Below are 22,279 nucleotides of genomic sequence, written 5' to 3' on the forward strand. Positions count from 1 at the left end.
GCGTGTGTCGAACGGCTGAAGCGCGACCGGTTAGGCCCAAACCTGGGTTTGCCGGTCTACATTCGGCGTGGCGGGCCCTTTGCTTCACCACTCCCGTTGGTATACGCGATCATTGAATTGCCCGCGCCCCTAACCTGTTGCGCTTCTACGCTTCCGGCGCCTACGGCACGTAACGGCGCAGGCGGCGGGCGGCGAATTCGCGGAAGTACGAAAGCTTTTCCGTCGGGACGATGGACGGGAGGAGGAAGTACCAAGCACGTTCCATGCGGGTCGCCATCTGGTCCATCGACTCGGTGCCGACCGCGACGATGTGCACGCCCGCGGTGACCTCTTGCAACAGCAGGCCGACGACCTCGGGATCGAGATCGGACTCCAAATCGCCCTGCGCGATGGCTCGTTCGGCCAGAAGGCGATACGTGTCGCCCCAGGTCTTGGCGATGTTGTCGCCCTGGGCGCCGCGGTAGTCGCCGATCTGGTGGGTCAGCTTGAGCATCGCGCCGACCATCGGATCGTTCATCGACAGGTCGGCCACCACGTAGGTGATGCCGATACACGCCTCGAGCGCGGGCACTCTGGGATCGAAGAAGCCCTGGCACGAGCTGATCAATCGCTCGTTGCCCTGATCGACGACGGCGCGCGCTAGTTCTTCCTTCGAACCGAAGTGAAAGTACAAGGCGCCCTTGGTCACGTTGGACTGCGCGATGATCTCGCTCAGGCTCGCGTTCGCATATCCCAAGCGCAGAAAGACATCGGCAGCGCCCGCAAGGACGGAATCGCGGGTGATCTCCGCGCGCGCTTGCCTAGCCATCAGATCCGCCTGTCATCCCTAAAACCAGCCATCCTGAAGTAGACCGACATCCCGAAGTAAGACCGACATACCGCCCGAACAGCACCCAGAGGATGGGTGAACCGTACCACCAGGTGGGCGCACGACAGTCAATTCGAGCATTCGACCGAGCCTCCATCGCAATTCGCTGGTTAACAACCGGTCAATCCGACGTGCCGGCGCGCCATTCCGAAACCAGTTGCGGATCGGCCTCGAGGTGGCTCAGACCGTTCCAGCAGAGATTCACCAGATGCGCTGCCACAACCTCTTTGGATGGCTCGCGCACGTCCAGCCACCACGTCGCGGCCGTTGAGACCATACCCACCAAACCCTGTGCGTACAGCGTAGCCAGGCTGGTGTCGAAACCGCGCCGCTCGAAGTCGCCCGCCAGTATGTGCGCGACCTGATTCACGGCCTCGTTGAGCAGGCTCGAATAGCGGCCGTCGTCGGTGGTCGCGACCTGGTCACGCACCAGGATGCGGAAGCCGTCGGTGCGCTCCTCGATGTAGGTGAGCAGCGCGAGCGCCACCTGCTCCAGCCGAACCCGGGAACGATTCTGGGTGAGCGAGGAGGTGATCATGTCCAACAGCATCGACATCTCGCGGTCGACGACCACCGCGTAGAGGCCCTCTTTGCCGCCGAAGTGTTCGTACACTACGGGTTTGGAGACTTGGGCGCGCTGCGCGATCTCCTCGATCGAGGTCGCGTCGTACCCGCGTTCCGCGAAAAGCGCCCTGCCGATCTCGATCAACTGCTGCCGCCGTTGAGTTCCCGTCATCCGTGGACGAGACACGCTGTTCCGCCTCTCCGTGTCAGGTCGCCGGTCGTGAGCTGCTCGCCGGTTCCGCGCCTGGCCACCGAGCTGGCCGTCGCGGGTTTCCGGCGTTCCGGGCGAGTTGTCCATGTGCTTGCGAAATCAGTCGTTTGCCTGGGGCGCCTGCGGGGTACCGCGCCCTCGCGCAGAACCTTACCGCGCGAGGACAACCGTTCCAGACAGCGAGTGTCTCCGCAGCCGTCGGCGACCCGGCGGCCTCGACAACGCGCGCGGAGGTGGTATCGGTTCGACGTGAGACGGGTCTTCGTGCGAGGATTCAACCCGTGCCGAGGCACAGCGGCGGTTCATTGGTCCGCCGGTGTGGCGATCCGCCGTAGTGTAATGGCAGCACCTCTGATTTTGGTTCAGATAGTTCAGGTTCGAGTCCTGGCGGCGGAGCACACCGGCACGGTGACTATCGTTGGCCCCGCACATCGCTGACCAAGCACGTTACAGCCAGCACGATGACAGGCAGCCGAGGGAGATCCATGCCACAGCAGACCGCCGTCGTCGTTCTCGCCGCCGGAGCCGGGACGCGAATGCGGTCGAAGACCCCCAAAGTTCTGCATTCGCTGGCCGGCCGAAGCATGCTCGCGCACGCGCTGCATGCGGCGAACGAGATCGACCCCGCCTACCTCGTCACGGTGGTGGGCCACGACAGAGAACAAGTCGGCGCCGCGGTCGCCGAAGTGGCCGCCGAACTCGGCCGCGACATCATCCCCGCGCTCCAAGAGGAGCAGCTCGGCACCGGCCACGCCGTCCAGTGCGCGCTGCGCTCGCTGCCCGACGACTTCAGCGGCGACCTGCTGGTCACCTCCGCCGACGTGCCGCTGCTGGACGGGCACACGCTGTCCGCGCTGCTCGACGAGCACCGCAGCTACCCGGAACGTCCCGGCGTCACCGTGCTGACGTTCGTCCCCGAGGACCCGAACGGCTACGGCCGGATCATCCGCGACGTGGAGGGTCAGGTCGTCGAGATCGTCGAGCACGCCGACGCGACCCCCGAGCAGGCCTCGATCAACGAGGTCAATTCCGGCGTGTACGCGTTCGACGCCGCGGTGCTGCGCACCATGATCGGCAGGCTGTCCACCGCCAACGCGCAGCACGAGCTGTACCTCACCGACGTACTGCGGCTGGCCCGCGAAGCCGGGCACCCGGTGCACGGTGCCCGCCTGCTGGACGCGGCCAAGGTCACCGGGGTGAACGACCGGGTGCAGCTCTCCCAGGCCGCCCGCACCCTGAACCGCTACATCCTGGAACGCCACATGCGCGCGGGCGTGACCATCCAGGATCCGGCCACCACCTGGGTGGACGCCAGCGTGCGGATCGGCAGGGACGCCGTGCTCAGACCGGGCGTGCAACTGCTCGGCGCGACGGTGATCGGTGAGGACGCCGAGATCGGGCCCGACAGCACGCTCACCGACGTGGTGGTCGGCGACGGCGCGAAGGTGGTGCGCACGCACGGCGAGCAGTCCACCGTCGGACCGGGCGCGGCAATCGGACCGTTCAGCTACCTGCGTCCGGGCACCGTGGTCGGCGATTCCGGCAAGCTCGGCGCCTTCGTGGAGACCAAGAACGCCACCATCGGCGCGCATTCCAAGGTGCCGCACCTCACCTACGTGGGGGACGCGACGATCGGCGAGCACAGCAACATCGGCGCTTCCAGCGTCTTCGTCAATTACGACGGCGTGCGCAAGCATCACACCGTGGTCGGATCGCACGTGCGCACCGGCAGCGACACCATGTTCGTCGCGCCGGTGACCGTGGGTGACGGCGCGTATACGGCGGCGGGTACTGTACTGCGCAGAAACGTTCCACCGGGTGCGCTCGCGGTATCGGGTGGAGCACAGCGCAATATTGAGAACTGGGTGCAGCGGTACCGGCCGGGGACCGCGGCGGCGATCGCGGCAGCGGCGGCGATCGCGGCCGACGAGATGTCGGGTCAGGCAATCGAGCAAAAGGATGGCAAACAGCAGTGACCGCGTCATGGATCGATAACCAGAAGAACCTGATGCTCTTCGCGGGACGCTCCCATCCTGAGCTGGCCGAGCAGGTCGCCAAGGAACTCGACGTCCACGTCACGCCCCAGATCGCCCGCGACTTCGCCAACGGCGAGACCTTCGTTCGCTTCGAGGAATCCGTCCGCGGTTCGGACGCCTTCGTGTTGCAGAGCTTCCCGGCGCCGGTGAACCAGTGGCTGATGGAACAGCTCATCATGATCGACGCGCTCAAGCGCGGTTCGGCCAAGCGGATCACCGCGGTGCTGCCGTTCTACCCGTACGCGCGCCAGGACAAGAAGCACCGCGGCCGCGAGCCGATCTCGGCCCGCCTGGTCGCTGACATGCTGAAGACCGCCGGCGCCGACCGCATCATCACCGTCGACCTGCACACCGACCAGATCCAGGGCTTCTTCGACGGTCCTGTCGACCACATGCACGCGCTGTTCCAGCTCTCCGAGCACGTGCGCGCCAACTACAGCCTGGACAACATCACCGTGGTCTCGCCCGACGCGGGCCGCGTGAAGGTCGCCGAGAAGTGGGCCGACGCGCTGGATGGCGCGCCGGTGGCGTTCATCCACAAGACCCGCGACCCGCTGGTGCCCAACCAGGTGAAGTCGCACCGTCCGGTCGGTGACGTCGACGGCCGCACCTGCATCCTGATCGACGACATGATCGACACCGGTGGCACCATCGCCGAGGCCGTGCGCGTGCTGCGCGAGGCGGGCGCGGGCGACGTCGTCATCGCGGCGACGCACGGCGTGCTCTCCTCCCCCGCCGCCGAGCGCCTCACCGCGTGCGGCGCGCGCGAGGTCGTGGTGACCAACACCCTGCCGATCACCGAAGACAAGAAGTTCCCGCAGTTGACGGTGCTGTCCATCGCGCCGCTGCTGGCCCGCACCATCCGCGAGGTCTTCGAGAACGGTTCGGTCACCGGCCTGTTCAACGGCAACGCGTGACGATCGCATAGCCATCGACGACGGCCCGGGCTTCGCGCCCGGGCCGTCGTCGTCTCGGCGGCCGGGCGGAACGCGCTGGAGATGGCCGGCCGAACGTGATACCCATGTGGGGCAATCGAATACCTAGAGGGGGGCACCGTGAGCACGCCACAGGAACCGCGACCCGGCATCGACTTCGGTAAGGCAGGAGCACAGGACGACGCCCGTTCGGCGGAGACTCAGGTGTATCAGCCGGGCACGGCGCCGGAGACCCAGGTCTACCGGTCCGGGCAGGGATACGGCCCGGGCACCGCCCCGGAAACCCAGGTGTATCAGCCGAATTCGGCGAGCGCACCGCAGGTGCCCACCTATCAGCCGCCCGCGCCGCCGCAGTATCCGGCCGGTGGCGTCTACGGTTATCCGCCGGTCGACGGCGTACCGGCGGGCACCCCGCCCACGGGCTATCCGCAGCAACCGAGCCCCTACGACGCGCCGCCCGCCTACCCGGCCGCGCCCGCGTATCCCCCCGCTTACCCCGCAGCACCCGCATACCCGGCCGCACCGGGTTATCCGGCGGCCCCGGCGTATCCGGCCGCCCCGCAGTCCGGCGGCTACGCGCCGTATCCGGCTGGGCCGTACGCGCCGACGCAGACGCAGACACTGTCGATCATCAGCTTCGTCTGCCTTGGCCTGAGCCTGATCGGAACCGCGCTCTGCTTCTTCCCCATCCTGCTCACCGGACCGGCTGGCATCATTCTCGGATTCGTCGGTCACTCGAAGGGCGAATCGCTCGGCAAATGGGCGGCCATCGCGAACGCCGTGGTACTGGTGCTGGCGATCCTGTTGGTCGTTTTCGTGATCGGAGTCGCGAACTTCTCCTCTTAGTCGCGTGCCCGACCGATTCGCGAATTCCCGGCGTCGAGTTGGCCCCGTCCCGGCACCGGCGGGACGATACTGGGACCCATGAACCGTGACCGATTGGACATGGACATGGGCGACGACGACCAGGAAGACGAGATCCGCGCATACGAGCGCTACATCGAGAACCCGCCCGAGAACCTCACCATCCACGACCGGGAGAGCGAGGACGACGGCAGGCTCGGCATCGGCGAGGACCTCGACCAGCGCTGGACGCGTCGCCGTCAACGCGCCGAGGACGCGGCCGAATCCACCCTGCCCGCCGAAGAGGCGGCGATGGGGATCATCGACGACACCGAATTGGACGATTCGGATTCGTAGGCGTACCGCCGCCTCCGCTCCAGCCGTGCGCGGGGCTGACGGGGGACGCCCGGCAGTGCCTGGCAGGCGTACCTCCGCTCCGGTCGCGCGGGGCTGAGGCGGATCAGGTGCGGCGGTGTCCCGTCCAGGCGCACCTGCGCCCTGCGGCGATAAAGCTCGAATCACGTGGTACCCGGGGGTTGGCGAGGCGAACACGACCAGGAGGCCGCTGATGACCACACCGAAGAATCCCGACGAGTCGTCCGAGACACCGCCGACCGGTAGCGCACCGCAGTCGGGCCAGGAGTCCGCGGCCTCGTCCTCGCCGTCGAAGAAGGCGGAGGAACCCGAGCCGACGGGCACCGAATGGGCGACGCCCACATCGGCCGGGCAGTTCCCCGGCGAGACGACTCAGCCGTCTATGTCGTCCTCGGGCGGCGGGGAGTCCTCGTCGTCCGGCAGCGCGCAGGAACCGCCCGTGACGGGCGCGGCGCCACAGTCGACCGGGCCGGAGGGCTGGAATCAGCCGGGGGCGGGTCAGCCGGAGTATCCGTCCGGCGGACAGCCCGAGTACCCCTCCGGCGGACAGCCCGGTTATCCGGGCTACCCCTCGCTCGAGAAGCCCGGCGAACAACACCCGTATCCCGGCAGCGGCCAGTATCCAGGCGGTCAGTCCGGCTACCCGCCCGGCGGCGGCCAGTCTTATCCCGGCGGCGACCAGCAGGGCTATCCGCCCGGCAGCCAGCCTGACTACTCGTCGGGGCAGTCGCCATATGGAAGCGGCTTCCCTTCCTATCCGCAGCAAAGCCAGCCCTACGACGACACCGGGCGGCCGCGCAAGCCAGGCACGCAGACCATGTCGATCCTCGGTTTCGTGTGCGCCGCGCTGGCGCTGGTCCTGTGCCCGATCCTCTTCGGCCCGGCTGGGATCGTGTTCGGCATCCTGGGGCACAACAAGGGCGAGCCGCTCGGCCGCTGGGCCGCCATCGCCTCCGGTGTCGCGCTGGTCGCCGGACTCGTGCTGAGCTTCCTGGTGCTGAACGCCGAGATGGTCCCCGACCAGAATTGAGTCGGCGCCCCGTCGTAAGTTCTCGGCTATGAGTGGTTTCGGTGGGTTTCCGTTGGCCGGGCTGGATTTCTACGAGGACCTGGAGGCCGACAACTCCAAGACGTTCTGGAACGCGCACAAGTCGGTGTACGAGGAGTCGGTGCGCGCGCCGATGGTCGCGCTCACCGCGGAGCTGGAAGCCGATTTCGGATCCGCGAAGATCTTCCGCCCCTACCGCGACGTGCGCTTCGCCAAGGACAAGTCCCCGTACAAGACGGCGCAGGGCGCGGTGGTCGGCACCGCGCCAGGCGTCGGCTGGTACGTGCAGATCAGCGCCGCCGGGCTGTTCGTCGGCGGCGGCTTCTACTCCGGGTCGTCCGAGCAGGTAGCGCAGCTGCGCACCGCGATCGACGACGACGTGCGCGGTCCGGAGCTGGAGAAGATCCTCGCCAAGCTGACCAAAGCGGGCTTCACCATCGGCGGCGAGAAGCTCAAGACCAAACCGAAGGGCTACGACGCGGACCATCCCCGCATCGATCTGCTGCGCCACAAGTCGCTGACCAGCAGCCGCCAGTTCGGCGCCCCCGAATGGCTGGAGACGCCGCGCGCCGCGAAGGAAGTGCGCAAGGCCTGGGAGACGATGCGGCCGTTCATAGATCGAATGACCGCCATCGTCGGCCCGGCGAACGCGTAGGCCGCGGGTTCAGACGCGCGCCGCGAGAACCAACGCGAAGCGGTCGTCGGGATCGGTCCACACCCGCTCGGTGCGGAAACCGGCCGCGGCCAGTTCGCCGTCGAGGCCGTCGACCCGGAACTTCGCGGAAATCTCCGTGCGCAGCTGCTCGCCGCGCGCGAAGTGCACCGTGAGGTCGAGGTCGGCGACGGTGACGGTCATGTCCTCGGTCGCCGCCAGCCGCATCTCGATCCACTCGCGCTCGGCGTCCCACAGCGCGACGTGCGCGAACTTCTCGGGCTCGAAGTCGGCGCGCAGCCGCTGGTTGAGCACGTGCAGGACGTTCCGATTGAACTCGGCGGTGACACCGGCGGCGTCGTCGTAAGCGGGCACGAGCACCTCGGGTTCGATGACCAGCCCGGCGCCGAGCAGCAGCCGCTCGCCCGGCTCGAGCACGTCCCGGATGCCCGCGAGGAAATCGGCGCGCTCGTCGGGCACCAGATTGCCGATGGTGCCGCCGAGGAAGGCGATCATGCGGCGGCCGCCGCCCGGCAGGTTGTGCAGCGTGTCGGTGAAATCGCTGACCACGCCGTGTACGGCGAGGGCGGGAAATTCGGCGGCGACCTGCTCGGCCGCCGCCCGCAGCGCCGCCGACGAGACATCCTGCGGCACATAGGTCTTCAACGGGCCCTCGGCGGTCAATGCGGAGAGCAGCAGGCGGGTCTTGGCCGCCGAGCCCGCGCCCAGTTCGACGAGGACCTCGGCCTGCGCCGTCCGCGCGATATCGCCGACCACCCGTTCCAGCAGCGCGCGTTCGGTGCGCGTCGGGTAGTACTCCGGCAGCTCGGTGATGCGTTCGAACAGTTCGCTGCCGCGGGCGTCGTAGAACCATTTGGGCGGCAGCCACTTCGGGTCGGCGGTCAGTCCGCGCGTGGCGTCGGACCGCAGTGCCGCGGTGAGGTCCTCGTCGGATAGGTAGACATCCAGCGTCGGTGCGGTCATTGCGTAGGCCTTTCGGTATCGCTCGGATGAGGTCGGAAGCGCGGGCCGGATCGGTGCGGTGGCTCTCGCGGCTTCGCGGTCGGTCACACGGAGTCGTCGGGCGGCGTCAGCTCTTCGATCGAGAGCACGCCGGGCCTGGCGTACACCAGTTTTCGGTCGGGGATCGGCTGCCAGCGCGGGTCGTCGTCGTACGGTTCGGAGGAGAGGATCGCCACGTCGTCGGTGACCAGCGCGGACAGCGCGTGGTGCACCGTGGTCGCCCACAGCTGTTCGCCGTCGCCGATCAGCAGGTTGAGCCGGGCCGTCGGCATATGCCGCAGCACGGCGGCGACCAGCAGGCGCAACGCGGTCGCAGGCGAACTCGCGAAACCGCCGGATTCCGCGGACCGCAACAGGTCTCGCAGCAGCACCCACAGCGCCGCTGCGTCGGTGGACGATTCGGCCTCGAGCAGCCGCGCGGTTTCGAACAGGCGGGTGGCGCCCGCCCGGGTCGCGGCCACGTCCAGCTCCGAGATCACCGCGGTGAGCACCTTCCGCCATTCCGGTACCGCGCCGTTGTGGCTGAACGCCCAGCGCCCGTCGGTGAAGGGCGCGCACGCGGCCCGTTCGATGGGCATCCCCACCGTGGCCGATCTGATCGAGCCGAGCACCGCGCCCGATACCAATTGGGGCAGCACCTCTTCCACGGCCGGATCGGTCCAGATTGGGTCGGCATTGCGGTATCGGCTGGCCTCCGGCGCGCCTCCCGCGCCGTCGCGCCACCACGCGGCGCCGAAGCCGTCGGCGTTGATGGTGCCGCCGCCGCGCATGTCCTTCGGCGCCCAGGCCTGGGTGCGCAGGGAATGCGTACCGCGGGTGAGCAATTCACCCACCGATGCGGGCGGGCCGACATAGCCCAGGTGACGACACATCAGATCTCGTCCCGGCCCAGGTCGCGGGCGAGGCGGAAACCGGAGAAGATCTGGCGGCGGATCGGGTGATCCCAGTTGCGGAAGGTGCCGCGGCAGGCCACCGGGTCGGTGCCGAACGAACCGCCGCGCAGCACGCGGTAGTCGCCGCCGAAGAACACCTCGGAGTACTCCCGGTACGGGAAAGCGCGGAAGCCGGGGTAGGGCTCGAAGCCCGAAGACGTCCATTCCCAGACATCGCCGATCAACTGGTGCACGCCCGCGGGCGAGGCGCCCGCGGGGTACGCGCCGACCTCGGCCGGTTCGAGATGGCGCTGACCGAGATTGGCGGTGGCGGAGTCGGGTTCGGCGTCGCCCCATGGGTAGTGGCGGGTGGCGCCGGTGTCCGGGTCGTACCGCGCGGCCTTCTCCCACTCGGCCTCGGTGGGCAGCCGCTTGCCCGCCCAGTTGGCGTATGCCTCGGCCTCGAACCAGCAGACGTGCAGTACCGGCTGGTGCGGCCGCAGCGGGGTCATCACGCCGAAAACCCGCCGCCACCAGTGCCCGGCCGGATCCCGGTCCCAGAACTGGGGCGCGACCAGACCGGCCTCGACGCGATGCGCCCAGCCGCGCTCGGACCACAGCTCGGGGCGCTCGTAGCCGCCGTCCTCGACGAAGGCCACGTACTGCTCGTTGGTGACCGGCGCGGCGTCGATCGCGAAGGTCGGCACATGGACCGGGTGCGCGGGGCGTTCGTTGTCCAGCGCCCACGGATCGGTGGAGGTGCCCATCATGAACTCGCCCGCCGGGATGATCACCTCGCCGGAGATCGGGACGGCCGCCGCGGGAGCGCTCGGCGCGGCGAGCACAGCGGCCCCCGTCCGCAGCTGATGGGTGGCCAGCATTGTCTCGTCGTGCTGCTGCTCGTGCTGTGCGATCATGCCGAACGCGAAACCGCCGTCCACCAAAGGGTTTCCGCGCAGCGCGCTGCTGTCGAGCACGTCGAGCACCTTGTCGCGGACGGTGCCGACGTAGCCGCGGGCCTCGGTCGGATTCAGCAGCGGCAGTTCGGGGCGATTGGCCCGCTTGTGTTTGAAGGCGTCGTAGAGCTCGTCGATATCGGCGCGGACGGCTTCGCGGCCGCCGACGTCGCGCACCAGCCACAGCTCTTCCTGGTTGCCGATATGCGCGAGATCCCAGACCAGCGGGCTCATCAGCCGGGAATGCTGGGCGACGAGTTCGGCCTCGTCGACGACGTCGGTCAGGCCGAGGGTTCTGCTGCGGGCGGTGGTGAGCACCTCGGCGATCCGGTCGCGGAGTCGCTCGGTGCCGGAATGGTCGGTGGGGGCGGAAGAAGTGGTCACGGGAACGCTCTCCGGGCGGTAGTGCGGCAGGACGGACCGGTCACGCCGCGGCCTCGTCGAATGATGCTGTGCGCGTGGCTGTCACGCGCTGCTGGTTGGTTCACGACGCGGCCCCCACCCGGACATCGGCCGGAGTGCGGCCGCGACGACATCGTTGCGAGGCGTCGTCGAGTTCGCGGGCCGCCGACGGCGTGCGGGCGTTGTCGGCGGCGAGGGCGAGCAGGTCGACGGCCGCCTTCGCGATCTCGGCGTCGGCCAGACCGTAGCGGGCGGCCTGCAACCACCGGCCTGCCACGGGCGCGGCCAGCGCGGTCGCCTCGGCGACGACGGCGGGCGCGGAAAGCAGCGCGTCGATGGCGTGGACCGCGACCGTCCAGGTGTCGCCCGGCTGCGCGTCCAGGTAGCGGACCTCCAGGTGACCGGAGGCGCGGACCGGCGGGAACAGGGTGGTCAGGTGGTAGTCCAGATCGGCGGTGTCGGGTCGGCGGCCGATTTCGTCGTCCAGCGCGCCGGACAGCCAGTCCGCGAAGGTCGCGCCCGGCGGGGCCGCCCATCCCGGGCCATCACCGCTGGCGACCGCGTCGGGTCTGCGCACGCACAGCAAGGGGACATCGAGCGCCCAGCGGCCGTAGGCCGCGATCGGGTCCGACCACTCCTGCACCGGCGGGCGGGTCCTGGCATGGTCCAGGCGGAGCCAGGCGCGCATTCGCTGCGAGGCCCAGGCGCCGTCGGGTGCGCCGCGAAGTGTGGGAGAACAGGCGAAGGCGGCGACAAGGGCCGGGCCCATGGCGTACAGCGCGGTCCACCTGGCGGTGACTTCGGCGCGGTCGGCCCCTGCGTCGACGCTGACCTGGGCGGCCGCGGTGTTGCACATCATCAGCTTGCCGAAGGGGCCGATGCCGCCGAAGGACTGCTCCATGGCGCGGTAGCGGGGCAACTGCAACACCCGCTTGGGGCGGCGATCCGCGTCGGCGGCGAGGGAAAGGATTCTGATGCATTGGGTTTCGAGCAGCTCGCGCAGGTGGCGGGCATCGCCGACAAGGCGCTCGCACAATTCGGCGGCGGCGGCATACGGTGCGCTGGAGAGCTCGATCTGACCCCCGGGTTCCAGAGTGACCCGGCTTCCCCCCGGTAGCGGTAGTGCAGGTGAATCGGGGGCGATGGACCGCGGAGCGTGTGGTCCGAGTGCGGCTGCGAATGCGGACAGCTGCGGGCGAGGCCCTGCCGCGGGGCCAGACGCCGAACACTCACCCTGCACGGTGAGCCATTCGAGCTCGGCGCCGATCAGCGTCGGTGGTCCAAGCTTGAAGCAGACGCCGCCGACGTAGGCCTCTGCCGCCGCGCGCGAGGACAAATCGCCGGGCTCGATGGCTCGTCTGGCCGATTCCGGATGCTCGAGCATGGCTGCCATGCCAACCTCCGCCTGAGTTCGTGCGCGGGCCGGACATCCGTCCGAGCGCCATCGTGGTTCGTGTCGCTGTCGTCCGCGCTCGAACATCCATCCGAACGCGCTCTCACCGTGGTTCCGTTCCAACCAGGGTAGCCACGGATACCGACAAAAATCCGTCCGGCAACCGAACAAACGGTCCTACCTGCGGCGCTGCGCGAGCGCCTGCGCCGGGACATCCGTGCCGTTAATGTCGTCGGCATGCTGGACGAGAAACGGGTACGCGAGGACACGCCGGGCTGCCGGTCCGATTCCGGGCTGGTTTTTCTCGACAGCGCTGGCTCGTCCCTTCCGCCAGGGATCGTCGTGGACACCGTCGTCGGCCACCTGCGCAGGGAGGCCGAGATCGGCGGCTACCGCGCCGCCAACGAACGCCTCGACGATCTCGCCGCGGTGAAGACCGCCATCGGCGCGCTGATCAACGCCGACCCCGGCGCCATCGCCCTGAGCGACAGCGCGACGCGCTCCTGGGCCGATTTCTTCTACTCCGTCCCGCTCGGGCCCGGCGACCGTGTGCTCATCTCCGGATCGGACTACGCCAGCAACGCGATCGCGGCCATTCAGCGGGCCCGTGCGACGGGCGCGACGGTCGAGCAGATCCCGAACGACGGCAGCGGGCAACTCGACCTGGACGCCATGGCCGAGCTGGTCGACGAACGGGTCGAGCTGGTGTCGCTGCTGCACGCGCCGACCAACGGCGGGCTGGTGAACCCGGCCGCCGAGGCGACGCGGATCGCGCACTCGGTGGGCGCGCTCGTGCTGCTCGACGCCTGCCAGTCGGCGGGGCAGATCCCGATCGACGTGGCCGAGCTAGACGTCGACGCGCTCTCGGTCACCGGGCGCAAATGGCTACGCGGGCCGCGCGGCACCGGATTCCTTTATGTGCGACCGGAATTGGCCGCTTCGATGGAGCCGCAGCGACTCGACCTGCACAGCGCGGAGTGGACCGGCCCCGACCAGTACCGGCTCGCGCCGGACGCCGGCCGCTTCGAATTCTGGGAATGTGATGTGGCGGCCCGGCTCGGGCTGGGCGCCGCCGTTCGATACCTGCTCGATCTCGGGCCGGAGGACGTCTACGCCGCGATCGGCGCGCGGGCGGAGTACCTGCGCAAGGCGCTGCCCGAGATCGGCGGAGTCACCGTGCGCGACAACGGTGTCCGGCACAGCGGCATCGTCTCGTTCACGGTGGACGGGCGCACCGCCATCGAAGTGCGCGACCGGCTCGCCGCCCAGAACATCACCGTCACGGTCAGTTTCGCCAGTTCCACGCTGCTGGACATGACGGCGCGGGGTCTGGACTCGGTGGTCCGTGCCTCCCCGCACTGCTTCGTGTCCTTCGAGGAATTGGACCGCTTCGTGGCCGCCGTCGCCGCGCTCTGATGTCGCAGCGCGAGCTCGTCGTCCTCGGCACCGCCAGCCAGGTGCCGACCAAGCAGCGCAACCACAACGGCTATCTGCTGCGGTGGGGCGCCGAGGGAGTGCTGTTCGATCCCGGCGAGGGCACCCAGCGCCAGATGGCGTTCGCGGGATTGGCGGCGGGCGACATCACGCGGATCGCGGTGACGCACTTCCACGGCGATCACTGCCTCGGGCTGCCCGGCATCGTGCAGCGGATCAACCTGGATCGGGTCGCGCACCCGGTGGACGTGTACTACCCCGCTTCCGGCGAGGCGTATTTCGAGCGGTTGTGCAATGCCACGGCGTTCTACCGGACCGTCGAGCTGCGGGCGCGGCCGATCGCGGGGCCCGGTGCGTTGCCCGCGCCGGACGCGCCCTTCGGCATCGAAGCGGTGCCGCTGTCGCATCCGGTCGAGGCCTTCGGCTACCGGCTGACCGAGCCCGCCGGGCATCGGATGCTGCCGGACCGGTTACGCGCCCGCGGCGTGCTCGGCCCGGACATCGGCCGCCTGCAACACGAGGGCGTTCTCCAGATCGACGGCGGCACTGTCACGCTGGCCGAGGTCAGCGAGCCGAGACCTGGGCAGAGCTTCGCCTTCGTCATGGACACCCGCCTGTGTGAGGGTGTCTCCCAATTGGCTTCCGGCGTAGACGTTCTAGTCATCGAGGCGACCTTCCTCGACGCCGACGCCCACCTCGCCGAGGAATACGGCCACCTCACCGCGGGCCAAGCGGCGCGCGTCGCCGCCGAAGCCGGCGTGCACACCCTCGTCCTCACCCACTTCTCCCAGCGCTACCGCACCCTGGACGGCCACCGCGCCGAAGCCGAGAAGTACTTCACCGGCGATCTGGTCATCGCCGAAGACCTGGCCCGCATCCCGTTTCCGCCGCACCGCTAATCGCGGAACAGATCGTCGGCGTCCTCGACAACCGCCGCCCGCCGCAGCCATGCGGACAACTGCTCGGTCTCGGCGCAAGCCGAGATACGATCGCGGACATCGTGCGGCACCGGGATCGCCCGCATGTTCAGCACGACGAACACCGAGTCTCTGATCGCGTCCCGTTTGCCCTGTCGTATGCCCGCCCTCTCGCCGTCGGCGAAGTAGCCCCGAGCGAAGTCGCTCTGGTACTCGTATGGACGCATGCCGACACGCATCATCAAGGTCTCCCCACACCGTAGTTGACACCTGAAAGAGCAATGACCTTGTAACCAGCGGAGCCGAAGTGCACCGCCGCCCGCTCCGATGACTCGGCGCTACTCCTCGAAGAGTTCCTCGGCCGACGCGACCGTGACCGCACTGCGCACCCACTGCGTCAGCAGCTCGATGTCAGTGCACTCCGTGATGCGATCGCGGACCTCATCGGACACCGTGATGCCACGTGCCTCCAGCACCGTCAGCAGGGCACGAACTTCGCCCTCCGCTTCGCCCTTCTTGTGCCCTTCCGCTTCGCCCCTCTGCTTGCCCTGGGCGAAATACCGACGGGCAAAGTCACTTTGGTACTCGTAATTGCGGAGCGTGGCAGTCATCAGCGTCTCCCAAACGGATCGGGCGGCTTGCGGCAGCCTCGTCAGGATGAAGTCATAGTACAGGTCGGCCCGGTCCTTATCGAAGGTCTCGAGCGCCGCGAGGGCGGCCGCGAACACCTTCGAGTTGTCCGGGTGCGTGTGGTGCGACGCAGCGGACAGCACCGCGAGTTCCGGCAGCGTGTTGGCGGTTTCCAGGTCGGTGACCACCGGGACGGAAGACGGATCGAGCACCAGCGGCACCAGCCTGGCATAGGGGTGGCCGTACCCGAAATCGATCGGCTTCGCCGCCCACCGCGAGGTCCGGTCGTCGGGGCACAGCACCAGCAGCACGGTCGGGCACTTCCACCGCGCTCGCAGTGCGGCGACGTACACCGGCCATGACCATCGCTTGTCCGGATCAGGGCGTAGCTGGACCTCGACGACCACCGCCAGCACCGGCCCTGCCGCGGCATGCAGCACCGCTACCGAATCCGCGTGGTATTCCGTCGGAGCCAGGATCGGCAGGTCACCGGACAGGTTCTCGATCTTGTCGAACTCGGGCAGCTGCCAGCCGAGCGCTGCCAGCAACGGCGGGATCATGTCCGGTCGAGCCCGGAACATATCGATGATCAGCTCATGCTGCTGCGATGGCATGCGCGGCACAGTACCGGTCGGCGCCGACGGAACCGATCACCGTCGGCGTGCCGTTCCGCGACGCGCCGTACCAGCGGAAAGTTGTTCAGGCGAGGTGTAATTCGAGGATTTCCTCGACCAGTTCCGAGTCGTCGGCGGTGGGGGCGACGAGGGCGAGGCTGCGGTTGGCGCGAAGGGTGGCCAAGCCGTGCAGGGCGGTCCAGAGGACGAGGGCGCGATCGGGGGCGGCGGGGCGGGCCTGGCGGACGAGATCTGCGAAGCGGTCGAAGATCGGGAGTGTGGTCACGCGCAGGTTCTCCCCGGAACCCTCGAGCAGATCGTGCCGGAACATCAGGGTGAACATCTGCGGACGGGTGGCGGCGAAGCCGACGTACTCGACGGCCATGCGGCGCAGCCGGCCTCGCGTCGGAGCGCCCGCGTCATCGGACGCGGCGAAACGCTCGGCGAGGTCGGCGAACCCTCTTGCCGCGATGGCCGCGAGCAGCGCCTTGTGGGTGGGGAAGTGACGGCGGGGCGCGCCGTGCGAAACGCCCGCGGCGCGGGTGATGGCGCGCAACCCGAGCCGGTCCGGGCCTTCCCGTTCCAACAGATCGACCCCGACGGCGATCAGTCGTTCGCTCAGCGGTTCGTTGCCTGCCACGCGAAACATTGTGCCCCTTCACCGGACCGGCGACGGCCAGCGGGGTAGACAATGTCTACGCACGGCGTGTAGACATTGTCTACACGTTCGCCGATGGAGGGCTCCTTTGTGGTATCACCTGTTCAAGCACGTCTTGCTCGGTCCGCTGCTGCGAATTCTCGGCCGACCGGAGGTGGTCGGCCTCGAGCACGTGCCTCCTAGCGGGCCAGTGATCATCGCCGCCAACCATCTGGCGGTGATCGACTCGCTGTATCTGGCGCTGGTGCTACCCCGACGGGTCACCTTCCTGGCCAAGCAGGAGTACTTCACCGGCACCGGTTGGCAGGGCCGGTTCACTCGCTGGTTCTGCACGGTCGCGGGCCAGGTACCGGTCGACCGGACCGGCGGCACCGCGGCGGCGGACGCGCTCGCGGCCGCGACCAGCATTCTGGCGGATGGCGGTATCTGGGCCATCCATCCGGAGGGCACCCGCTCACCGGACGGGCGCGTCTACCGTGGCCGGACCGGGGCACTGCGGGTGGCCATCGAGACCGGGGCGCCGGTGGTGCCCGTCGTGCTGTCCGGCACCGACCGGGTCAACCCGCCGGGTAGCCGCATGTGGCGATTCGCCAAGGTGCGCATCCACTTCGGCGCGCCGCGCCACTACCCGCCCGCCGGTGCGCGCACGGACGCGCGGACCGAAACCGACGCGCTGATGCGCGAGCTGGCACGGCGATCGGGCCGGCAGTACGTGGACTCCTACGCCGCCACCTTCTCGTCCCGCGGCACGAGTACGCAGAGGCGGCGGCGCCACACCTGATCAGGGAGAAACCGAAGCGACGGCCCGAGCGCAACGAATACCGCGCCGCACGCGTCTCGGTCGCGGCAGGGGGTTAACGTCGCGGCGTTCTCGCGGGATAGTGGGAAGAGGCCGGGTGCTCGGTCCATCGTGTGACGAGGAGTCCGACAGTGAGCAGGTTCACCGACGAGATGTACGCGACGGCGCGGTCCACCAGCCACGGGCTGGTAACCGGGGAGCCGGACGCGCCCCTGCGGCAGTCCTGGGGCGAGATCCACCGGACGGCGCGCCGGATGGCGGGCGGACTCGCGGCAGCGGGCATCGACCACGGCCACGCGGTCGGCGTGCTCGCGGGCATGCCGGTCGACATCGCGCCTGCCTGCCAAGCGATCTGGATGCGCGGCGCGTCGATCACGATGCTGCATCAGCCGACCCCGCGCACCGACCTGGCGGTGTGGGCTCGCGACACGGAGACCGTGCTCGGCATGATCGAAGCGCGGGCGGTGGTCCTCGGCGCGCCGTTCGAGGCGGCGGAACCGCTGCTGCGCGAGCGCGGCATCACCGTGGTCCGGATCGACCAGCTGCCGGAGGGCCCCGACACCGATCCCGTGCCGACCACCGAATCCGATGTCGCCCTGTTGCAATTGACCTCAGGCTCCACGGGATCGCCCAAGGCGGTGCAGATCACGCACGAGAACTTCTACGTCAACGCCTACGCGATGTTCGATCGGGTGAAATTCCAGCTCGACAACGACGTGATGATCAGCTGGCTGCCGCTCTTCCACGACATGGGCATGGTCGGATTCCTCAGCGTTCCCATGCAATTCGGCGCCGAGGTAGTGTGCGTGACACCGCTGGACTTCCTGATGCGGCCGGTACTGTGGGCCGAACTGATCGACAAGTACCGCGGAACGGTCACGGCGGCACCGAATTTCGCGTACTCCTTGCTGGCACGCAGGCTGAAGCAGGCCGAGGAAGGCTCGCTCGACCTGAGCAGCGTCCGCTACATGTGGAACGGCGCCGAGCCGGTGGACCCCGACACCATGGACGCCCTCGCCGAGGCCGGAAAACGCTTCGGGCTCAATCCGATGGCGCTCACTCCGGTGTACGGGATGGCCGAGACCACGCTCGCGGTTTCCGTCCCCGACGCGGGCCACGGACAGGTACTCGATGTCATCGACGCCGACCTGCTCGAGGCGCTCGGCAAAGCGGTTCCGGTGCCGGAACAGCATGTCGCCCACACCAACGTGCGCCGCCTGCCGACGCTCGGCTACCTGGTCGATCAACTGGAGGGCCGCGTCGTCGATTCCGAACGGGAACCGCTGCCGACACGTTCCGTCGGCGTCATCGAATTGCGCGGGCCCGCGGTGACTTCCGGCTATGTGACGGTCGACGGATTCCGCCCGGCCCAGGACGAGGATGGCTGGCTCGACACCGGCGATATCGGCTACTTCACCGACGAGGGTCTGGTTGTGGTCTGCGGCCGCATCAAGGACGTCATCATCATGGGCGGCCGGAACATCTTCCCGACCGACATCGAGCGGGCCGCCATGCGCGTGTCCGGCGTGCGTCCCGGCAACGCGGTCGCGGTCCGGCTGGACGCGGGACAGAAGCGCGAAAGCTTCGCGGTGGTGGTGGAATCGAACGACCATCAGAACCATGACGAGGTCAAGCGCATCGAGCGCGAGATCGTGCACGCCGTATTCTCCGAGGTCGGCGTCCGTCCCCGCACGGTGGCCGTGCTCGGCCCGGGCGCACTGCCCAAGACCTCGTCGGGGAAGCTGCGCCGCTCCGCTACGGCGATCCACTTGCACTGACGGGCAAAGGAATTCGCCGGTCCGCGGCTGAGCGCGACGCGACCGCTCGATTCAGTGCAACTGATTCTGCGCGGTTTCCAGCCCGACGCGCAGCAGCAGTTCCACCGCGTCGGCGGCCTGCTCGACGATCACAGGAACTTCCTTGCGCTCCGGCGTCGAGAACGGCTTGAGCACGAAATCGGCGGGGTCCTGCCTGCCGGGCGGACGGCCGATCCCGATCCTGGTGCGCACGTAATCCTTGGTGGTCAGCGCGCTGGAGATGGACCGAAGCCCGTTGTGGCCGCCTTCACCGCCGCCGCGCTTGAGCTTGACCGCACCGAAGGGCAGGTCGAGTTCGTCGTGCACGACGATCACCTCGGTGGGCGGCACCGAGAAGAACCGGGCGAGCGCGGCCACCGGCCTTCCGGAGAGATTCATGTAGGACCGCGGCTTGGCGAGCAGGACCTGGCGGCCGTCGAGGCGGGCCTGCAGCAGGTCGGCGCCGGACTTCTTGTGCACGGCGAAACGGCCGCCGACGCGCTCGGCGAGCACGTCGGCGACCAGAAAACCGACATTGTGCCGGGTGCGCTCGTATTCCGGACCTGGGTTGCCAAGTCCGACAACGAGCACGGGCCCGGTCGTGGATTCGGTCATCGACGAACGGTTCCGGGCGTCCTTTACTCGGCGCTCTCGGCCTCGGCCGCACCCTCGGCGGCCTCCGCCTCGGCGGCGGGCGCGGCGATGACGTTGACGACCAGGGTCTCGGCGTCGGCGGCCAGGGCGACGCCGGACGGCAGCTGGATCTCGCCCGCGGTGATCTGGGTGCCCGGCTCGACACCCTCGACGGAGACCTCGATGGTCTCGGGCAGGTTCAGCGCCTCGGCCTCGATGGAGATGGTGGTGGCTTCCTGGGTGACCAGGGTGCCCGCGGCGGCGTCACCGGTGATGGTGACGGTGACATCGGCGGTGACCTTCTCGCCACGCTTGACGATGAGCAGGTCGGCGTGCTCGATGTAGCGGCGAATCGGGTGCACCACAACGGATTTGGTCAGCGCCAGCTGCTTCTTGCCGTCGATGACGAGGTTCAGCACCGCGTTGGTGCCGTGCTCGCGCAGGATGGCGGCGAAGGCCTGGGCGTTGAGTGCGAGGTGCTGCGGGTCGGCCTGGTGGCCGTACAGCACGGCGGGGACGTTGCCCGCGCGACGGGTGCGACGCGCGGCTCCCTTGCCGAACTCGGTGCGTACGGCGGCTTCGAGAAGGTTGACGTCGGACATGACTGGATCTACTCCTACGGCTCTTCCGGGCTGTCAAAGGTGCCCGCCAGGGAGGGTGGCGCCCTGGGCTGGGTTCTGGTCTACTCGTCGGGGCGAAGACCGAACGAGGACGGCCGGAAGCCGCGCCGCGTCGATCACGGTGTCGCAAAAACGTCTGCGGACACCCTCGCCGAGACAACCCGAACACCATACCCCAGGCCACACGCGGCTTATGAATCGGGTGGTCAGACGCGGTTCGGCGGCGCGCAACCCCGGTCGCGTAATCTGGACAGGTTGTTCGTTCGCTCGCCTGCGAAAGGTTGCTCACGTTGACCGCCCCTGAGGACGTCGTCGCGCCCACCCCGCGCGGACTGCCCGCCGAGGTCGCCCGGCGCCGCACTTTCGCAGTGATCTCCCATCCGGACGCGGGCAAGTCGACGCTCACCGAGGCGCTGGCGCTGCACGCGCGGATGATCTCCGAGGCGGGCGCGATCCACGGCAAGGCGGGCCGCAAGTCGACGGTCTCCGACTGGATGGAGATGGAGAAGGCGCGCGGCATCTCGGTCAGCTCCACCGCGTTGCAGTTCAACTACCGCGCCGCGGGCTCCGAGGTCGACAGCGTCATCAACCTGGTCGACACCCCGGGTCACTCGGATTTCTCCGAGGACACCTACCGGGTGCTCACCGCGGTGGACGCGGCCGTGATGCTCATCGACGCCGCGAAGGGTCTGGAGCCGCAGACGCTGAAGCTGTTCCAGGTCTGCCGCCACCGCGGCATCCCCGTGATCACCGTGATCAACAAGTGGGACCGGCCTGGCCGCGCGCCGCTCGAGCTGCTCGACGAGATCGAGGAGCGGATCGGCCTCACCCCGACACCGCTGTTCCTTCCGGTCGGTATCGCGGGCGATTTCCGCGGTCTGCTGCGCCGGGGCACCGACGGTGAGGCGCTCGAATACATCCACTTCACCCGCACCGCGGGCGGCGCGACGATCGCGCCGGAAGAATCGATCACCCCCGAATCCGCCGAGGTGCGCGAGGGCGAGGCCTGGACCACCGCCGTCGAGGAGAGCGAACTGCTCTCGGCCACCGGGCAGGACCACGACCAGGAGCTGTTCCTCGCGGGACAGACCTCGCCGGTCATCTACGCCTCCGCGATGCTGAACTTCGGTGTTCGCCAGCTGCTGGAGACACTGGTGGCGCTGGCTCCCGCGCCCGGCGCGCGCAAGGCCGTCGACGGCACGCCGCGCAACACCACCGATCCGTTCAGTGCGGTGGTGTTCAAGGTGCAGGCCGGTATGGACACCGCGCACCGCGACCGGCTGGCCTTCATGCGGATCGTGTCCGGCGAGTTCGAGCGCGGCATGGTGGTGACGCACGCGCAGACCGGACGTCCGTTCGCCACCAAGTACGCGCTGACCGTGTTCGGCCGGGAACGCGCCACCGTCGACACCGCCTACCCGGGCGACGTGGTCGGCCTGGTGAACGCGACCGCGCTGGCGCCGGGCCACACGCTGTTCGTGGACAAGAAGGTGGAGTTCCCGCCGATCCCGTCCTTCGCGCCGGAGCACTTCGCGCTGCTGCGCGCGCGGACGGCGGGCAAGTACAAGCAGTTCCGCAAGGCCATCGACCAGCTCGATTCCGAGGGCGTGGTCCAGGTGCTGCGCAACGACGTCCGCGGCGACGCCGCACCGGTGCTCGCCGCCGTCGGCCCGATGCAGTTCGAGGTGGTCACCGCGCGCATGCTGGCGGAGTTCAACGTCGAGACCACCATGGAACACCTCGGCTACTCGCTGGCCAGGCGCACCGACGCCGCTTCGGCGGACGAACTCGGCCGCCAGCGCGGCGTGGAGGTGTTCACCCGCAGCGACGGCGCGCTACTCGCGCTCTTCAGCGACAAGTGGCGGTTGCAGTACATCGAGAAGGAACATCCGAAGCTGACGCTCGAACCGCTGGTCGCCGCCGCCGACAACTGACCGCAACGACCGGCTGAGCCGCGCATCAATACCGGTGTAGCGCAGGCAATTTCGTGGCGGCCGCAG

General features: G+C 68.7%; 22 protein-coding genes and 1 tRNA gene. 12 read left to right on the plus strand and 11 right to left on the minus strand.

Features of this window, described 5'->3' with window-relative positions; genetic code table 11:
* Positions 1–160: 160 nt before the first annotated feature.
* Together NX1_RS00440 and NX1_RS00445 are read right to left on the minus strand one after the other, a co-directional pair.
* Positions 161–808, minus strand: coding sequence for a TetR family transcriptional regulator (locus tag NX1_RS00440; RefSeq protein ID WP_068051861.1), 648 nt, complete (start codon positions 806–808; stop codon positions 161–163).
* A gap of 181 nt (positions 809–989) precedes the next feature.
* On the minus strand, positions 990–1,604 hold the full coding sequence (locus NX1_RS00445; protein WP_068051864.1) for a TetR/AcrR family transcriptional regulator: 615 nt from the start codon (positions 1,602–1,604) through the stop codon (positions 990–992).
* 364 nt (positions 1,605–1,968) lie between these two features.
* Between NX1_RS00445 and NX1_RS00450 the strand changes: the two genes are divergently transcribed.
* From NX1_RS00450 to NX1_RS00480, 7 genes are all read left to right on the plus strand, one after another.
* Positions 1,969–2,039, plus strand: a tRNA-Gln gene (locus NX1_RS00450).
* 89 nt (positions 2,040–2,128) lie between these two features.
* Positions 2,129–3,619 carry a bifunctional UDP-N-acetylglucosamine diphosphorylase/glucosamine-1-phosphate N-acetyltransferase GlmU gene (gene glmU / locus NX1_RS00455; protein ID WP_068051867.1) on the plus strand — a complete coding sequence of 497 codons (1,491 nt, stop codon included), beginning with the start codon at positions 2,129–2,131 and terminating at the stop codon, positions 3,617–3,619.
* Positions 3,616–4,596 carry a ribose-phosphate diphosphokinase gene (locus NX1_RS00460; protein WP_068051870.1) on the plus strand — a complete coding sequence of 327 codons (981 nt, stop codon included), beginning with the start codon at positions 3,616–3,618 and terminating at the stop codon, positions 4,594–4,596. Before glmU ends, NX1_RS00460 begins: the two co-directional genes overlap by 4 nt.
* Positions 4,597–4,734: 138 nt before the next feature.
* On the plus strand, positions 4,735–5,460 hold the full coding sequence (locus NX1_RS00465) for a hypothetical protein (protein WP_068051873.1): 726 nt from the start codon (positions 4,735–4,737) through the stop codon (positions 5,458–5,460).
* 78 nt (positions 5,461–5,538) lie between these two features.
* The gene (locus tag NX1_RS00470) at positions 5,539–5,814 is read left to right on the plus strand and encodes a hypothetical protein (RefSeq protein ID WP_068051876.1); all 276 of its coding nucleotides are present in this window, start codon (positions 5,539–5,541) and stop codon (positions 5,812–5,814) included.
* A gap of 211 nt (positions 5,815–6,025) precedes the next feature.
* Positions 6,026–6,862 carry a DUF4190 domain-containing protein gene (locus NX1_RS00475; protein ID WP_068051879.1) on the plus strand — a complete coding sequence of 279 codons (837 nt, stop codon included), beginning with the start codon at positions 6,026–6,028 and terminating at the stop codon, positions 6,860–6,862.
* A 28-nt stretch (positions 6,863–6,890) separates the two neighbouring features.
* Positions 6,891–7,535: a DUF2461 domain-containing protein gene (locus tag NX1_RS00480; RefSeq protein ID WP_068051882.1), complete on the plus strand. Its 645-nt coding sequence runs from the start codon at positions 6,891–6,893 to the stop codon at positions 7,533–7,535.
* A gap of 9 nt (positions 7,536–7,544) precedes the next feature.
* Here the strand turns inward: NX1_RS00480 and egtD are convergent, their stop codons facing one another.
* The 4 genes from egtD to egtA all read right to left on the minus strand — a co-directional run bounded on the left by egtD (position 7,545) and on the right by egtA (position 12,178).
* Positions 7,545–8,516 (minus strand): L-histidine N(alpha)-methyltransferase, encoded by a 972-nt coding sequence (gene egtD, locus NX1_RS00485; protein ID WP_068052788.1) that lies wholly within the window; start codon positions 8,514–8,516, stop codon positions 7,545–7,547.
* 83 nt (positions 8,517–8,599) lie between these two features.
* Positions 8,600–9,427, minus strand: coding sequence for an ergothioneine biosynthesis protein EgtC (gene egtC, locus NX1_RS00490; RefSeq protein ID WP_068051885.1), 828 nt, complete (start codon positions 9,425–9,427; stop codon positions 8,600–8,602).
* The gene (gene egtB, locus NX1_RS00495) at positions 9,427–10,767 is read right to left on the minus strand and encodes an ergothioneine biosynthesis protein EgtB (protein ID WP_068051888.1); all 1,341 of its coding nucleotides are present in this window, start codon (positions 10,765–10,767) and stop codon (positions 9,427–9,429) included. The genes egtC and egtB overlap by 1 nt, the downstream gene beginning before the upstream one ends.
* A gap of 100 nt (positions 10,768–10,867) precedes the next feature.
* Complete coding sequence (gene egtA / locus NX1_RS00500; RefSeq protein ID WP_068051891.1) at positions 10,868–12,178, minus strand: ergothioneine biosynthesis glutamate--cysteine ligase EgtA; 1,311 nt, start codon at positions 12,176–12,178, stop codon at positions 10,868–10,870.
* Between the two features lie 237 nt (positions 12,179–12,415).
* Here egtA and NX1_RS00505 point away from each other — a divergent pair, with 237 nt between their 5' ends.
* Both NX1_RS00505 and NX1_RS00510 read left to right on the plus strand, forming a co-directional pair.
* On the plus strand, positions 12,416–13,594 hold the full coding sequence (locus NX1_RS00505; RefSeq protein ID WP_068051895.1) for an aminotransferase class V-fold PLP-dependent enzyme: 1,179 nt from the start codon (positions 12,416–12,418) through the stop codon (positions 13,592–13,594).
* A complete protein-coding gene (locus tag NX1_RS00510) occupies positions 13,594–14,511 on the plus strand; it encodes a ribonuclease Z (RefSeq protein ID WP_068051898.1) in 918 nt (305 codons plus the stop codon). Before NX1_RS00505 ends, NX1_RS00510 begins: the two co-directional genes overlap by 1 nt.
* On the opposite strand, the gene NX1_RS00515 is transcribed toward NX1_RS00510, so the two are convergent.
* The 3 genes from NX1_RS00515 to NX1_RS00525 all read right to left on the minus strand — a co-directional run bounded on the left by NX1_RS00515 (position 14,508) and on the right by NX1_RS00525 (position 16,422).
* Entirely contained in the window at positions 14,508–14,771 is a 264-nt protein-coding gene (locus NX1_RS00515) for a hypothetical protein (RefSeq protein WP_084500722.1), read from the minus strand. The two genes, NX1_RS00510 and NX1_RS00515, sit on opposite strands and share 4 nt — an antisense overlap.
* 96 nt (positions 14,772–14,867) lie before the next feature.
* Entirely contained in the window at positions 14,868–15,773 is a 906-nt protein-coding gene (locus NX1_RS00520) for a hypothetical protein (RefSeq protein ID WP_068051901.1), read from the minus strand.
* A gap of 85 nt (positions 15,774–15,858) precedes the next feature.
* Positions 15,859–16,422 (minus strand): TetR/AcrR family transcriptional regulator, encoded by a 564-nt coding sequence (locus NX1_RS00525; RefSeq protein ID WP_068051904.1) that lies wholly within the window; start codon positions 16,420–16,422, stop codon positions 15,859–15,861.
* A 97-nt stretch (positions 16,423–16,519) separates the two neighbouring features.
* Here NX1_RS00525 and NX1_RS00530 point away from each other — a divergent pair, with 97 nt between their 5' ends.
* Positions 16,520–17,212 carry a lysophospholipid acyltransferase family protein gene (locus NX1_RS00530; protein WP_068051907.1) on the plus strand — a complete coding sequence of 231 codons (693 nt, stop codon included), beginning with the start codon at positions 16,520–16,522 and terminating at the stop codon, positions 17,210–17,212.
* 149 nt (positions 17,213–17,361) lie between these two features.
* Positions 17,362–19,008, plus strand: a complete 1,647-nt coding sequence (locus NX1_RS00535; RefSeq protein WP_068051910.1) for a fatty acyl-AMP ligase — start codon at positions 17,362–17,364, stop codon at positions 19,006–19,008.
* Positions 19,009–19,059: 51 nt separating this feature from the next.
* Here NX1_RS00535 and pth read toward each other — a convergent pair whose 3' ends face one another.
* Together pth and NX1_RS00545 are read right to left on the minus strand one after the other, a co-directional pair.
* Positions 19,060–19,641: an aminoacyl-tRNA hydrolase gene (gene pth / locus NX1_RS00540; RefSeq protein ID WP_068051913.1), complete on the minus strand. Its 582-nt coding sequence runs from the start codon at positions 19,639–19,641 to the stop codon at positions 19,060–19,062.
* 23 nt (positions 19,642–19,664) lie between these two features.
* Positions 19,665–20,261, minus strand: a complete 597-nt coding sequence (locus tag NX1_RS00545; RefSeq protein WP_068051916.1) for a 50S ribosomal protein L25/general stress protein Ctc — start codon at positions 20,259–20,261, stop codon at positions 19,665–19,667.
* 308 nt (positions 20,262–20,569) lie between these two features.
* Between NX1_RS00545 and NX1_RS00550 the strand changes: the two genes are divergently transcribed.
* Entirely contained in the window at positions 20,570–22,213 is a 1,644-nt protein-coding gene (locus NX1_RS00550) for a peptide chain release factor 3 (protein ID WP_157119466.1), read from the plus strand.
* The last annotated feature ends 66 nt before the right edge of the window (positions 22,214–22,279 follow it).

This window comes from Nocardia xishanensis NBRC 101358, assembly GCF_001613365.1.
GTDB classification, from domain to species: Bacteria; Actinomycetota; Actinomycetes; order Mycobacteriales; family Mycobacteriaceae; genus Nocardia; species Nocardia xishanensis.